This is a genomic window from Janthinobacterium sp. GW823-FHT03B06 (assembly GCF_058796955.1).
Window position 1 is genome coordinate 1 of sequence record NZ_JBXAJE010000008.1, and the last position, 13,714, is coordinate 13,714.

10 protein-coding genes are annotated in these 13,714 nt (G+C 61.3%); 6 read left to right on the plus strand and 4 right to left on the minus strand.

Annotated features, from left to right (window positions below; all coding sequences use genetic code 11):
- Positions 1-196 precede the first annotated feature (196 nt).
- Positions 197-670, plus strand: coding sequence for a MarR family winged helix-turn-helix transcriptional regulator (locus AC1RBA_RS22900; RefSeq protein ID WP_099411237.1), 474 nt, complete (start codon positions 197-199; stop codon positions 668-670).
- A gap of 22 nt (positions 671-692) precedes the next feature.
- Positions 693-1,541, plus strand: a complete 849-nt coding sequence (locus tag AC1RBA_RS22905) for a CPBP family intramembrane glutamic endopeptidase (protein ID WP_492419905.1) — start codon at positions 693-695, stop codon at positions 1,539-1,541.
- Between the two features lie 13 nt (positions 1,542-1,554).
- Here AC1RBA_RS22905 and dacB read toward each other — a convergent pair whose 3' ends face one another.
- Entirely contained in the window at positions 1,555-3,057 is a 1,503-nt protein-coding gene (dacB, locus tag AC1RBA_RS22910; protein WP_492419906.1) for a D-alanyl-D-alanine carboxypeptidase/D-alanyl-D-alanine endopeptidase, read from the minus strand.
- An 8-nt stretch (positions 3,058-3,065) separates the two neighbouring features.
- On the minus strand, positions 3,066-4,304 hold the full coding sequence (locus AC1RBA_RS22915) for a nucleoside recognition domain-containing protein (RefSeq protein ID WP_070221728.1): 1,239 nt from the start codon (positions 4,302-4,304) through the stop codon (positions 3,066-3,068).
- Positions 4,305-4,523: 219 nt separating this feature from the next.
- On the opposite strand from AC1RBA_RS22915, the gene AC1RBA_RS22920 reads away from it, so the two are divergent.
- The 4 genes from AC1RBA_RS22920 to AC1RBA_RS22935 all read left to right on the plus strand — a co-directional run bounded on the left by AC1RBA_RS22920 (position 4,524) and on the right by AC1RBA_RS22935 (position 11,443).
- Entirely contained in the window at positions 4,524-6,326 is a 1,803-nt protein-coding gene (locus tag AC1RBA_RS22920) for an ABC transporter substrate-binding protein (protein ID WP_492419983.1), read from the plus strand.
- A gap of 216 nt (positions 6,327-6,542) precedes the next feature.
- On the plus strand, positions 6,543-9,296 hold the full coding sequence (locus AC1RBA_RS22925) for a TonB-dependent receptor (protein ID WP_492419907.1): 2,754 nt from the start codon (positions 6,543-6,545) through the stop codon (positions 9,294-9,296).
- Between the two features lie 88 nt (positions 9,297-9,384).
- Positions 9,385-10,464, plus strand: coding sequence for a S66 peptidase family protein (locus AC1RBA_RS22930; protein ID WP_492419908.1), 1,080 nt, complete (start codon positions 9,385-9,387; stop codon positions 10,462-10,464).
- A gap of 85 nt (positions 10,465-10,549) precedes the next feature.
- Entirely contained in the window at positions 10,550-11,443 is an 894-nt protein-coding gene (locus AC1RBA_RS22935; protein WP_492419984.1) for a YihY/virulence factor BrkB family protein, read from the plus strand.
- Positions 11,444-11,865: 422 nt separating this feature from the next.
- Here AC1RBA_RS22935 and AC1RBA_RS22940 read toward each other — a convergent pair whose 3' ends face one another.
- Both AC1RBA_RS22940 and AC1RBA_RS22945 read right to left on the minus strand, forming a co-directional pair.
- The gene (locus tag AC1RBA_RS22940; protein WP_492419909.1) at positions 11,866-12,993 is read right to left on the minus strand and encodes an acyl-CoA dehydrogenase family protein; all 1,128 of its coding nucleotides are present in this window, start codon (positions 12,991-12,993) and stop codon (positions 11,866-11,868) included.
- Between the two features lie 38 nt (positions 12,994-13,031).
- On the minus strand, positions 13,032-13,700 hold the full coding sequence (locus tag AC1RBA_RS22945; RefSeq protein ID WP_070313415.1) for an SDR family oxidoreductase: 669 nt from the start codon (positions 13,698-13,700) through the stop codon (positions 13,032-13,034).
- Positions 13,701-13,714: the final 14 nt, after the last annotated feature.

Consider the following 13,714-nt stretch of genomic DNA (forward strand, 5'->3'; position numbering starts at 1 on the left):
GTGTGAAAGTAGGTTATCGTCAGGCTTGTTATTCGCAGTAAGAGAAAAACCCCGCCGGATTCCGGTGGGGTTTTTTTCGTCTGACGATTCCTCGCCACTCCTCCTCTTTTCAGCTACCCCTGCTACTTTGTGCATAAAATGCAACAGCTTTCAGCATTTATATAAGTGCTTATGTAAATGCTGTTACTATCGCTACATGAAACAAGGACTCGGAACACAACTACGCCACCTGATCGAACTGCTGGACGGCGCCGTCCAGCAAGCCTACGCGGACGCGGGTCTCGATTACCGGCCGCGCTACACGCCCGTGATGCGGGTGCTGGCGCAACAGCAGAGCGCGACCATCGGCCAGTTGGCCGAGCTGGCGGGCATCACGCAGCCAGCCGTCACGCAAACGGTGGCATTGATGAAAAAGGAAGGCTTGCTGCTGGTGGCAGCCGGTGGCGAGGATGGCCGCCAGCGTGTGGTACGCCTGAGCAGCCAGGGCGAGGCCTTGCTGCCCCATTTGCAGACTTGCTGGCAGGCGACCAAGTGTGCTGCCGATAGCCTGGATGCGGAATTGGCATTTCCTTTATCCACATGCCTGGCGCAAGCCATCACGATGCTGGAACAGCGCTCATTTGGCGAGCGCATCCGCGATACAAGCAAGCAGCTAAAAACAACGCCCTGAAAACTGTCTGAGGAAAGCGACGATGGACAATACCCTGAGCATGGCAACAAAAAAATCCCCTCTGGCCCGCCTGATGGCCTATCCCCTGGTGCAGATTGTGCTGGGCATGGTCCTTACCTTTGCCGGGATACCGCTGGTAATGGGCACCGCTTCCCAACTGGTGGAAAAGCCCTACCGCATCCTGTGGCCGCAGTTGCTGGCGGCGCTGCTGGTGTGGTGCGGCTACCGTTTTTATGTGCGGTGCATTGAAAAGCGCCGGCCGGCCGAATTGGCAATGCCGGGCATGGCGCGTGAACTGGGACGCGGATTGCTGCTCGGCGCCGGACTGGTCTTTCTCACCTTTGTCGTGCTGGCAGCGCTGAGCGTATATCAGTTTAGCGGCGTCAACGCCCCGAGCTTCATGTTGCTGCTGCCGCTGGCGGAACTCGTGCTGGTCGGCATGGCCGAGGAGATGATGTTTCGTGGCATCCTGTTCGGCGTGACGGCACGTGCGCTGGGCAGCAAGGCCGCCATCGTGATTTCATCGCTGGTGTTCGCCCTGGCCCATTTGCCCAATGCCGGTTTTTCGCTGCTGGCCATCGCCGCGATTGTCGCCTATGGTGTGCTGCAGGCCGCACTGTACATGCGGACGCGCCGCCTGTGGGTGTGCATCGGCACGCATGTCGGCTGGAATTACTGTGTCAGCCAAGTGTTTTCCTCGACGGTATCGGGCCACGCGGCCACGGACGGCCTGCTGCGCGGCGAACTGGCGGGCAATGCCATGCTGACGGGCGGCGCCTTCGGTGTGGAAGCGTCGCTGGTGACGATCCTGCTAATCGGCGCTGTCGCCGCGTATGTGCTGCGCCTGGCGTTTGCCAGCGCACCACGCTAGGCCGCTACCGGCCTTATTGGCCGGCCACCACCGGCACGGCGCCGCTCCTGGCCACCCACTCGATCAGCGCATCGACGGCGGCGCGGCCATTGCCATTGCCCACCAAGTCGCTATTGATCATGGCGACCACCACGCACTGTTGATTATTCGCATCGGGCACGTAACCGGCGATGGCCACCACATTCTTTAATGTCCCCGTCTTGATGCGGGCCCGCGCGGCGGCCGGGCTGTTCAGCAGGCGCTTGCGCATGGTGCCGTCCAGCGCCACGATGGGCAGGCTGGATTGGAACTCGGGCGCCCACGGGCTTTGCTGCATCGCCTGCAGCACGCCGGCCATTTGCGCTGGCGCAATGCGTCCCGTGCGCGACAAGCCGGAACCGTTGTCGACCAGCATGCCCTGGGTATCGATATTGTGCCGCTGAAACCATTCCTGGATCACTTGCCGCGCCCGGCTGGCCGTGTCTTCCGGCGCAGCCATGGCGACGGGGCGGCTGCCTAGCCAGCCATCGCTTTGCAAGCTGCCCAAGCTGAGGAACAGGGTGCGGGCCAGGGTGTTGTCGGAGGTCTTGTTGATATCGCGCAAAACTTCCGGCAGGGCGCGCGCCACGTGGTCGGCCAGCATGCGCGTGCCGACCGGTTCGGCCGTCGGCGGCAAGCCCGTCAACGGCGCTTCGCGCACCGTGCCCGTGATCGTGCCGCCCAGGCGTTTCCAGGTGGCACGGAACAAGCGGTCCGCATAATCGTTGCGATCAAGCACATTGATGCTGGTGGCCTTGCTGCAATTTTGCGGGAAAGTACCGTGCAGTATCACTTGCAGTTTGCCGTTGGCATCGCGCCGGTATTCTGGCGGACGCCAGCCGTCTTCCCATCGCGCGCAACTGCCCTTGACCAGTTTCATGTCGCTCGTGATGCTGACGTTCTCCAGCGCCGGCTGCATCAGGATGCTCAATTGCCGGTCCGTCGAGTTCATATTGATATCGAGCAAATTGGTGTTCAATAACAAGGCATCGGGGATGACGTTGTAGCGGAACTCGGCCGACTCGTCGAACGGCGGCGCGCCGATGTCGGGCCGGGCCGGCTGGAACAGCTGGCGGTCCAGGATCAGGTCGCCCTTGATTTTCACGATGCCCTGGTTGCGCAGGGTTTGCAGCATGTGCGCCAGCACGTCCCCGTTGAAATCCGTGTCGGCGCCGCCGCGCAGGATCAGGTCGCCCTTCAGCACGCCATTGATGACGTCGGCGCTGGTGCGTAGCTCCGTGCGGCCGCGGAAGATGGGGCCTAATTGTTCCAGGCCCACGGCCGTCGTCACCAGCTTCATGGTGGACGCGGGCTGCATGCTGCGCTCGGCTCCATGCGACAGCACGGTGGTGTTGCCGCGCAAGACGATGGCGCCCATGGCGTCTTCGGGGATATTCGCGCTGCGCAACAGCAGGCTGACGGATTCGGGCAATTGCGCCTGTGCATTCGACAAGCCGATGCCAGCCAGCAAGGCGGCGATGAGGATGGGACGAAACATGGCGCTCCTTAATGGAAAAAGACATAGGCGACGAACACGGCGGTGACCACGCCGGCCAGATCGGCGATCAGGCCGGCAGTGATCGCATAGCGCGTCTTGCGGATGCCCACCGAGCCGAAGTACAGGGCCACGATATAGAAGGTGGTGTCGGCCGAGCCCTGGAAGACGCAGGCCAGGCGGCCGACGAAGGAGTCGACGCCATAGGTGTTCATGGCGTCGATCATCATGGCTTTCGAGCCGGAGCCGCTGAGCGGCTTCATCATGGCCGTCGGCAGGGCGGGCACGAAATCCGTATTGATGCCCAGGTTGGCGAAGAACCAGTTCATGCCGCTCATCAGGAAATTGAACACGCCCGCGTTGCGGATGACGCTGATGGCCACCAGCATGCCGACCAAATAGGGAATCACGGTGATCGAGGTCTGAATGCCGCCTTTCGCCCCTTCGATGAAGGCGTCATACACGTTCACCTTCTTGCGCAGGGCGCCGATGATGAAAATGGCGATGACGCTGATCAACACCAGGTTGCTGACCACTTTCGAGACCAGCTCGATTTCCTGCTTCGTCAGGTATTGCGTGAAATACCAGATCATGGCGACGATGGCGCTCGTCATGCCGCCCATCCAGCCCAGCACGACGCGGTTCAGCAAGTTGATGCGCTGCTTGATGGAGACCGTGATGATGCCGACCATGGTGGCGACATAGGTGGCGATCATGCAGGGGATAAAGATATCGGATGGATCGGCCGCGCCGAGAATCGAGCGCTGCGCCATGATGGCCAGCGGAATCAGGGTCAGGCCCGAGGTGTGCAGCACCAGAAACATGATTTGCGCATTCGTCGCCTCTTCCTTGTTCGGGTTCAAGGTTTGCAGGCTTTCCATGGCCTTCAAGCCGAACGGCGTGGCCGCATTGTCCAGGCCCAGCAGGTTGGCCGAGAAATTCATCACCATGTGGCCCGTGGCCGGATGGTCTTTCGGAATTTCCGGGAAGATGCGCGAAAAGAACGGCGCGATGACTTTTGCCAGCCAGCCGACGATGCCCGCCTTTTCACCGATGTTCATGATGCCGAGCCACAAGGTCATCACGCCCGCCAGCGGCAGGGCGATATCCATCACGCCCATGCGCGCCGTTTCGAACGTGCCGTCGATGATGCGCTTGAAGATATCGGTATCGCCGAGAAACAGCCACTGCAGCACTGCGGCCAGGAAGCCAACGAGGAAAAAGCCGGACCAGATGTAATTAAGTGCCATATGCGATCAGTTCTGTATTTCGGGGAGGTGAAAAGGTGCTGCAAGCAAAGTATAGAGGCAGCCCGATACGAGTTGATGAAAGAATGCAGCAATCGCATGCCAAAAAGTTATAAGCTGGCAGCCTGTTTTCATTGGCGCCCCGTAGCTTGCCCGCGTAGTGTGGGGGATGCCTGTTGCTTACCGCTGTTCCTTACCCTTGTCTGCACTGGATCACTGATGATGTTTTTACGCAAAACCGCCTGCGCCGCCGGCCTGGCCCTGTTGACGCTGTTTACCGCGCCCGCCGAGGCCGCCACCGATGCCCGCGCGAACAAGACCCTGCACTTGTTTTTGAGCACCAGCGAGACGGGCCTGGACCCGGCCGTGGCATCCGACCTGGCCAGCCTGAATTTGATGGAAAACATTTTTGACCCCTTGCTGCGCTACGACTACCTGGCGCGCCCGGTACAGCTGCAGGGCAATACGGCGCGCGGCTTGCCGACCGTGGAAGACGGCGGCCGCATGTATACCTTTCACTTGCAGCCGGGTATTTTCTTCACCCCCGATCCCGCTTTCAAGGGCCAGCCGCGCGAAGTGACGGCGCAGGATTATGTGTACAGCCTGACGCGGCTGTATGACCCCAGCCTGAAGTCGCCGTGGCTGTTCTTGCTGGAAGACAAGCTAGTCGGCGACGCGGCCCTGAAAGCCAAATTCAGCTACGACACGCCGATCGCCGGCTTGCAGGCGCTGGACAAATACACCTTGCGCATCCGCCTCAACGCCATCGACCCGAACTTCCTGTTTTACCTGGCCATGCCGGCGACCGCCGTGGTGGCGCGCGAAGTGGCTGAAGCGTACCCGGCGGCAGGGCAGATCGGCAACCATCCCGTGGGCACGGGACCGTTCCTGGTGAAGGAATGGAAGCGCAGCGACAAGATCGTGCTCCAAGCCAACCCGACTTTCCGCCCCACCGTGTTCCATACGGAAACCACTGCGCTGGCCGCCTTGCCGGCCGACGCGCGCGCCATCGCCACGGCGCTGGAAGGCAGGCAATTACCGCTGGTCGAACGCATCGAGGTGCGGATCGTTGAGGAATATCAATCGCGCATGCTGGGATTCCTGAAAGGCGAATTCGATTACCTGGAACAAGTGCCGGAATCGATGACGGACATGGTGCTGGAAAACGGCGCGCTGAAACCGGCGTTGGCCGCCAAGGGCTTGCAGCTGACGCGCTTTCCCGTGCTGCAGACGTATTACATGTGGATGAATATGGACGATCCCGTGCTGGGCGGCATGAGCAAGGACAAGCTGGCCCTGCGGCGCGCCATCGCCCTCAGCTACAACAGCCGCGAAGACATCGCGTTATTAAAGAAAAGCCTGGCCTTGCCGGCGCAGTCGCCGCTGCCGCCCAACGTGCTCGGTTACGACAAGGATTACCGCAGCCCCGTCGGCTACGATCCGGCGCTGGCGCGCGCCCTGCTGGAGCGCTTCGGCTACAAGGCGGGGCCCGACGGCTTTCGCACGCAGCCGGACGGCACGCCCTTGATGTTGACCATGCATACGGAGCCGAGCACGGTGGGGCGGCTGCGCGATGAATTGTGGCGGCGCAACCTGAACGCCATCGGCCTGCGCGTGGAATTTAAAAGCGACAAGAAGACGGAAATCATCAAGGCCTCGCGCCTGGGCAAGGTGCAGATGTTCGAGACCAACTGGATCGCGGACTTCCCCGATGGCGATAACTTTATGCAATTGTTGTATGGCGGCAACGTCGGCCGCGCCAACTATGCCCGCTTCAACTTGCCCGATTACAATAAACGCTATGAGGAGGCGCGCCTGCTATCCGATACGCCGCGCCGACGCAGTCTGTACTTCGACCTGTTTCAGCTGATCCACGCCTACACGCCGTGGGTGTTGCTGACGCATCCCATCTCTGCCGACCTGCAGCAACCGTGGCTAAAAAACTACGGGCGTCACCCCGTGGAATTCACGTCCTGGCGCTACCTGGACGTGGATAAAAGCAGGGCTAGCCCCGCAGGCAAGTGACCACGTCACTGAAAAGGGCATTCATTCCAAAAAGTTATGGTTAGGAAAGCATTTTTCATTGGCTGGGCCCGGATGCATCGCGCTACTCTGAAAATGAAAACAAATAAAGTAAAGCGCTGGCGTCATAAAAAAATGTACCGCGAGACAGACGCCGCGACCTTACAAAACAGCCTGACTTGAGAACTCAAGTTTCGATTGCCCAACAAGGAGAGACCAGTGAAATTGAAGAAACTAGCGCAGTTGGTGGCATTGATGGGGGTGGTGGGGCCGGTGATGGCACAGGAAGCGGCGGCGCCAGCGATGCAACGGGTCGAAGTGACGGGCAGCAGCATCAAGCGGGTGGCTAAGGAAGGCGCGCTGCCGGTGCAAGTCATCTCCTTTGACCAGATCGAAAAGCAGGGCATTACGACGACTGAGCAACTGGTGCGCACCCTGTCGGCCAACGGCACGGGCGCCGATAACATGACTTCGGGCAATAACGTGTTTGGCGCCGATGCCGACAGGGTCAGCGGCGGCGCGTCGTTCGCCTCGCTTCGCGGCCTGGGTCCATCGAGCACTCTGGTGCTCTTGAACGGCCGCCGCATCGCCACGCATGGCGCCAGCGGCAAGTCGGTCGACCTGAACTCGATACCGCTGGGCGCGATTTCTCGCGTGGAAATCCTCAAGGACGGCGCCTCGGCCATCTACGGCACGGATGCCATCGGCGGCGTGATCAATTTCATTCTGAAGACCAATTACAGCGGCGTGGAAGCCTCCGTTTCCACGAATGACACGCAGGCAGGCGGCGGCGCCACGCGCCGCGCTTCCCTGCTGGCAGGCACGGGTTCGCTGGAGTCGGACCGCTACAACATCATGGCCAGCCTGACCGTTGATAAAGCGCAACAGCTCAATGGCCGTGACCGCTCCTTCGTCAACGGCTACCAGCCGGAACGCGGCCTGTCGCCCGATACCACGGGCACGCCGTTCGCCAACCAGATGGCGGGGACCGGCACGGCACTTGGCACGTCGTTCCAGCTGCCGGGCGATGCGAATAAATACCTGCAAGCCAATCCGCTGAGCTTCCAGGGCAAGTGCGACACGATTCCCGGCATGTCGCAATACCAGACGGAACTGTGGAAAGACGTGACCTCGCCGCTGCGCACCAGGTATTCGTGCGCCTACGACTATGGCGCCGACTATGTGCTGCAATTCCCTGTTGAACGGGCCAATCTGCTGTCGCGCGGCACCTTCCAGCTGGCGCCCGACCACCGCATGTTTGTCGAAGTGCTCGGTTCGCGCACCAAGGCCACGGCCATCCTGACGCCGATGCAGGTGCAGGCGACCGTCGCCAACAAGAATCTGTATCCGGTCGGCGGTGCTTACTACCAGGATCTGTCGGCCTACATCCCCACGTTCGACAAGAGCAAGCCGATTTCCTACAAATGGCGCGCCAATGACGTAGGCAACCGCACGCAGGAAAACACCACCGACAATGCCCGCGTGCTGGTGGGCTTTGAAGGCAACTTCGGCAAGTGGGATTACAAGGCCGGCATTTCGCGCGCCGAAAGCAGCACCAAGACCAAGCTGACGGATGGCTATTCCTACACTGACAAGCTGTACGCAGCCCTAGCGACGGGCATCATCAATCCGTGGGTAGGCGCCGGTCAGAGCCAGACGGAAGCGGCCAGGCAATTGATCGAATCGACCAAGTTCCGTGGCGACTTCCAGCACGGCAAGACGACCCTGACGCAGATCGACGGTTCCGTTTCGGGCGAGCTGTTCCAGCTGCCGGCCGGTGCGCTGGCCATGGCGGCCGGCTTCGACTTGCGCCGCGAAGGTTACAGTTTCGCGCAAGACGTCGATGCCACGCAGATTTTGCTGTCGCCAGGCAATGCCGCACTCAAAGATGCCAGCCGTACCGTCAAGGCCGTGTATGCGGAGCTGCTGGTGCCGGTCATGAAAGACCTGGAAATGCAGCTCGCCATCCGCCGCGACGATTACAGCTTGGTGGGCGCGACGACGAATCCGAAAGTGGCTTTCCGCTACCAGCCGGCGGATTTCCTGCTGTTCCGCGGTTCGGCCAGCAAGGGTTTCCTCGCACCGAGCTTCCAGCAGCTGTATTCCGGTTCGCTGAGCCAGGAATTGCCGAACGGCGTGGTCGACCAGGAAGGCTGCGCCAAGCATCCGGGCGTGCCCGAGTACTGCGCCATCGACCGCCTCGACTACAAGACGGGCGGCAACACGAATTTGAAGCCGGAAACGTCGAAGCAGGGCAGCGTCGGTTTTGTCATCGAGCCATTCAAGGGATATTCGGCCTCGTTCGACTACTGGGCCATCAATACCAAGGACCGCATCCTGAACCGCACGCCGCAAATCGTGCTGGCCAACTACCAGGCGCTGAACCAGTACATCCACCGCAATCCGGACGGCACCATCGAATACGTGCAGGCGGGCTGGATCAATGCGGCAGGCAGCCGCGTGCGCGGCCTGGACGTGGGCTTGCGCGGCGAAGGCAAGATCCGGGACGCGAAATGGACGGCGACCCTGGACGGCACGTATATGGACAGCTTCAAGTTTGCGGAATATCAAGGCCAGGAATACCAGGAGCTGGTCGGCAAGTTCTATACGCGCGATCTGTACTTGCGCTGGAAACATAACGCCAGCTTTGGCGTGTCGCGCGGCGACTGGAGCGGCTTGCTGGTGCAGAGTTTTTCGTCGGGCTACAAGGACCAGCTGCCGAATGGCGGCAAGGGGTCGCCGCCGCCGGGCTTCAAGCCGGACGTCTCCAGCTACACCACGTATAACCTGTCGGGCACGTACACGGGCTTCAAAAATACCACCATCACCGTGGGCATCCAGAACTTGTTCGACCGCGATCCCCCATTCACCGCGCACAACGTGGATGAAGTGGTGGGCGCCGGCTGGGACCCGCGCGTGGCCGACCCGCGCGGCCGCTCGCTGTCGTTCCAGCTGAAGTACAAGTTCATGTAAGGCGGTCATGCCGGCGGCGATCCCGTCGGCATGCTAACCTCGTGCGGCGGCGCCTGGCGTCGCCGTTTTTATTTCAGGAAAGGGTCGCATGTCCAGTCAGACCAATCTCAGCCGGCGCCGCTTCGGCGGCTTGCTGGCCGCCACCGTCGGGGCGGCAGGCACAACGACATGGGCGGCGGCCGCGCAAGGGAAGGGCAAACGCATGCAACAGCCACACGCATTGATCAAACCGGCGCGCCTGCGCGACGGCGACCTGGTGGCCATCATCGCACCGGGCGGTTTTACGGATGAGGAATCCATCGCCAAGGCCCAGCGCAACATCGAATCGCTGGGACTGCGCGCCAGTCTGGGCGCCAACATCCGCGCCGTGCACGGCAACTACGCGGGCACGGTGCAGCAGCGCCTCGACGATTTGCACGCGGCGTTCCGCGACCCGGAAGTCAAGGCGGTGTGGGCCATCCGTGGCGGCTCCGGCTGCATTTCGCTGCTGGCGCTGCTCGACTACGCCTTGCTCCGCCGTAACCCGAAAGTGCTGATCGGCTACTCCGACATCACGGCCCTGCATCTGGCCATCGCCAGCCAGACGGGGCTGGTGACTTTCCATGGCCCCGTGGCCTCGTCCACGTTTTCCGACTACACGGTGACGCAGCTGCGCAATGTGCTGATGACGCCGCAAGACAGCTATACGATCCCGATGGCGCTGGACAACCACCGCCGCGCGCAGACGCAGCCGAACTTCGCCATCCGCACCGTGCACGGCGGCCAAGCGACGGGGCGCTTGACGGGCGGCAATCTGTGCATGGTCAGCGCGCTGGCCGGCACGCCGTATGCGGCTGATTTCCGCGAGCATATTTTGTTCCTTGAAGAAATCAATGAAGTGCCGTACCGCATCGACCGCATGCTATGCCAGCTCGACCTGTCCGTCGGTTTCAAGCACGCGGCGGCCTTGATGCTGGGCATTTTCGAACATTGTGAGGCGGCCGAGGGCGATACGGCGCTGACCCTCGATGCCACCCTGGACCAGCATTTGCTGCCCTTGCGCGTGCCGGCAGTCAGCGGCTACTCGTTTGGCCACATCCGCCACCAGTTCACGCTACCGATGGGCATATTGGCCACCCTGGATGCGGACCGGCAAACCTTGACCCTGCTGGAGCCGGCCGTCTGCTAGCGTACGGTGCAGCGGGGCGATTGTCAGTATGCTAGTGTGATAAGGCGTGGCACGAGGCCGCGCCGCCTTCTACACCGTTTCCGCCATGATCAACCGCCACGCCAGTACCTACATCCTCAGCCACCCGCTGGCCTTCGCGCTGCAGGTGCTCAAGGGTTTCCGCGCCAACCAGGGCTTGCTGCTGGCGGGCGCCGTCGCGTATTACTCGCTGCTGTCCATCGTGCCCTTGCTGATGCTGGTGGTGGTGGCACTGTCGCACGTGATCGCGCAGGATGAATTGCTGCAAACAATCGGCCATTACCTGGAATGGCTGGTGCCGGGGCAATCGAAGGCCATCGTGGGCGAGATCGCGCATTTCCTCAATAACCGGGGCGTGATCGGCTGGCTGCTGCTGCTGACCATGCTCTTTTTCAGCTCGCTGGCGTTTACCGTGCTGGAAAACGCCATGAGCGTGATTTTTGTTCACCGCGTCGCCATCCGCCGCCGCCATTTTCTTATTTCCGCCGTGCTGCCGTACTGCTACATCCTGTGCCTGGGCGTGGGGATCTTGCTCATCACGCTGGTGGCGGGCAGCCTGCAGGTGATGGGCGAGGAAAGCGTGCGCTTTTTGCGCCACGACTGGGGCCTGGAAGGGGTGTCCGGCGTGCTGCTGTATCTGCTGGGGCTGGGCGGCGAAATCCTCGTGCTCAGCTCGATCTACCTGGTCATGCCGGTGGGAAGATTGTCGATCACGCATGCGCTGATCGGCGGCGTGACGGCGGCCCTGCTGTGGGAAATTGCCCGCCACGTGCTGGTCTGGTATTTTTCCACCTTGTCGCAGGTCAATGTCGTGTACGGCTCGATGACGACGGCCATCGTCGTCATGTTCAGCCTGGAAATCGGCGCCACCCTGCTGCTGCTGGGCGCGCAAGTGATTTCCGAGTACGAAAGAGTGGCCCGTGGCGGCGAAGAAGACAAGCCGCTGGCGCTAAGGACTTGATTTAACGTATGGCTTCAATTCATTGTTGCATTGCACAAAAAGCTGTGCTATACTCCGTTCAGTGATTGAGATTTGGCAGCAAATTATCTCACCATCCAGTTTCAGCGCGGCGACCGACAGGTGTAATGTCGATGGCGTGACAGTGCGAAGAAATGGATTTTGTAATTCCGGATACGATGGTCGATTTTACACTTGGAGTCACCATGCAGATAGCATGGGAGTCCGAAAATCAGGAGGCACTTTGCAGATAGCACTGGCGTCCATGACACGATTAAAGCATTGGTAATACATTGGAACAAGCCCGCGTTTTAGCGGGCTTTTTTTCGTCCATCGTTGGCGTATGGGGTCAGACCCACAACAACGCTAACGCAAAGCTCCGCGCCAACGCATATGGGGGTCTGACCCCAGCTTTTGCCTGGGGTTTACAACGCCCGCGCAATCAAAATCTTCTGAATATCGCTCGTGCCCTCGTAAATCTGGCATACGCGTACGTCGCGGTAGATGCGCTCGACGGGGAAATCGGACACATAACCGTAGCCGCCGTGCACCTGGATGGCGTCCGAGCACACTTTTTCCGCCATTTCCGACGCGAACAGCTTGGCCATCGCCGCTTCCTTCAGGCAGGGCAAGCCCGCATCCTTCATGGCCGCCGCGTGGCGGATCAGCTGGCGTGCCGCCTCGATCTGCGTGGCCATGTCGGCCAGGCGGAATTGCACGGCCTGGTGTTCATAGATGGGTTTGCCGAAGCTTTCCCGCTCGCGTGCGTACTGCAGGGCCGCTTCATACGCGGCGCGCGCCATGCCCACGGCTTGCGAAGCGATGCCGATGCGTCCGCCTTCCAAGCCGGACAGGGCGATCTTGTAGCCTTGGCCCTCTTCGCCTATTAAATTTTCCGCGGGGATGCGGCAGTTCTCGAACAGGATTTGCGCCGTGTCCGACGAATGCTGGCCCATCTTCTGTTCCAGTCCCGCCACGATGTAGCCGGGCGTGTTCGTCGGCACCCAGAAGGCGCTGATGCCGCGCTTGCCGGCCGCCTTGTCGGTGACGGCCATGACGATGGCCACGTCCGCATACTTGCCGCTGGTAATGAACTGTTTCGTGCCGTTGATGACGTATGCATTGCCATCGCGGGTGGCCGTGGTGCGCAGGGCGGAGGCGTCGCTGCCCGTATGCGGTTCCGTCAGGCAAAATGCACCGAGCATCGTGCCTTGCGCCAGCGGACGCAACCACTGTTCCTTTTGCGCATCATTGGCATACATCATGGCGATGCTGCACACGGGGCAATTATTCACGGAAATGATGGTCGACGTGCCGCCATCGCCGGCGGCGATTTCTTCCAGCACCAGGGCCAGCGACACATAGTCGAGGCCGGCGCCACCGAGCGCTTCCGGCACGGCCACGCCAAAGGCGCCCAGCGCGGCCAGTTCCTGCAATTCTTCTTTCGGGAAATGATGTTCCTTGTCCCAGCGGGCCGCATTGGGCGCCAGGCGCTCGCGCGCGAAACTGCGCAGCGCTTCCTGGATCATGGTCTGTTCTTCATTGAGTATCATGGGACGTCGTCTCGTTTGTTTTTATGGTGTGTGGGGAATTACCAGCCGATGGGCTTGCCGTCGTAGTTGCGGAATACGGCCTTGTCCGTGGCCGGCAGGCTGGCCAGGGTGGCGCGGATGCCCGCAGCACTTTCTTCCGGTGAAATATCGGCGCCGGCGCCGCCCATGTCCGTGCGTACCCAGCCCGGGTGGAAAGCGACGCAGCTGACGCCTTGCGGGCCATGCACGAGGGACGTGTCGATCAGCACGGAATTCAAGGCGGCCTTGCTGGCGCGGTACAGCGAACCGCTGGGGTTGCCCCGCTCGCTCAGGGAGCCCATGTGCGAGGACAGCACGGCCAGCTTGCCCTTGGCGTTAGCCACCAGCGGCGCCAATATCGGCAGCAGCCGCATGGCCGCCAGCACGTTGGTGTGCATGACGAGGTCAAAATCGGCTTGCGCAGGAAACCCGTCGTGGCGGGGGCCGTACACGCCCGCGTTGAGGATGGCCACGTCGAGCTTTTCATCGTCGAGCTTCCAGCCCAGGCCGGCACAGCCTTCCACATCCGTCACGTCGAGCTGGTGCGCTTCCGCACCCAGTTGCTTGAGGGCCTCGCAAGCGTCCGGCGTGCGCGCCGTGGCGATCACACGCCAGCCATCGTGGCGGTATTGACGGACGATTTCGTGGCCGATGCCGCGCGAGGCGCCGATGATCAATGCGGTTGGCATATGTTTTCTCCCTG

Coding starts and splice junctions, on each gene's coding strand:
- AC1RBA_RS22940 (WP_492419909.1), bottom strand. CDS start 12,993: ATGATACTCAATGAAGAACAGACCATGATCCAGGAAGCGCTGCGCAGT.
- AC1RBA_RS22935 (WP_492419984.1), top strand. CDS start 10,550: ATGATCAACCGCCACGCCAGTACCTACATCCTCAGCCACCCGCTGGCC.
- AC1RBA_RS22920 (WP_492419983.1), top strand. CDS start 4,524: ATGTTTTTACGCAAAACCGCCTGCGCCGCCGGCCTGGCCCTGTTGACG.
- AC1RBA_RS22930 (WP_492419908.1), top strand. CDS start 9,385: ATGTCCAGTCAGACCAATCTCAGCCGGCGCCGCTTCGGCGGCTTGCTG.
- AC1RBA_RS22905 (WP_492419905.1), top strand. CDS start 693: ATGGACAATACCCTGAGCATGGCAACAAAAAAATCCCCTCTGGCCCGC.
- AC1RBA_RS22945 (WP_070313415.1), bottom strand. CDS start 13,700: ATGCCAACCGCATTGATCATCGGCGCCTCGCGCGGCATCGGCCACGAA.
- AC1RBA_RS22900 (WP_099411237.1), top strand. CDS start 197: ATGAAACAAGGACTCGGAACACAACTACGCCACCTGATCGAACTGCTG.
- dacB (WP_492419906.1), bottom strand. CDS start 3,057: ATGTTTCGTCCCATCCTCATCGCCGCCTTGCTGGCTGGCATCGGCTTG.
- AC1RBA_RS22915 (WP_070221728.1), bottom strand. CDS start 4,304: ATGGCACTTAATTACATCTGGTCCGGCTTTTTCCTCGTTGGCTTCCTG.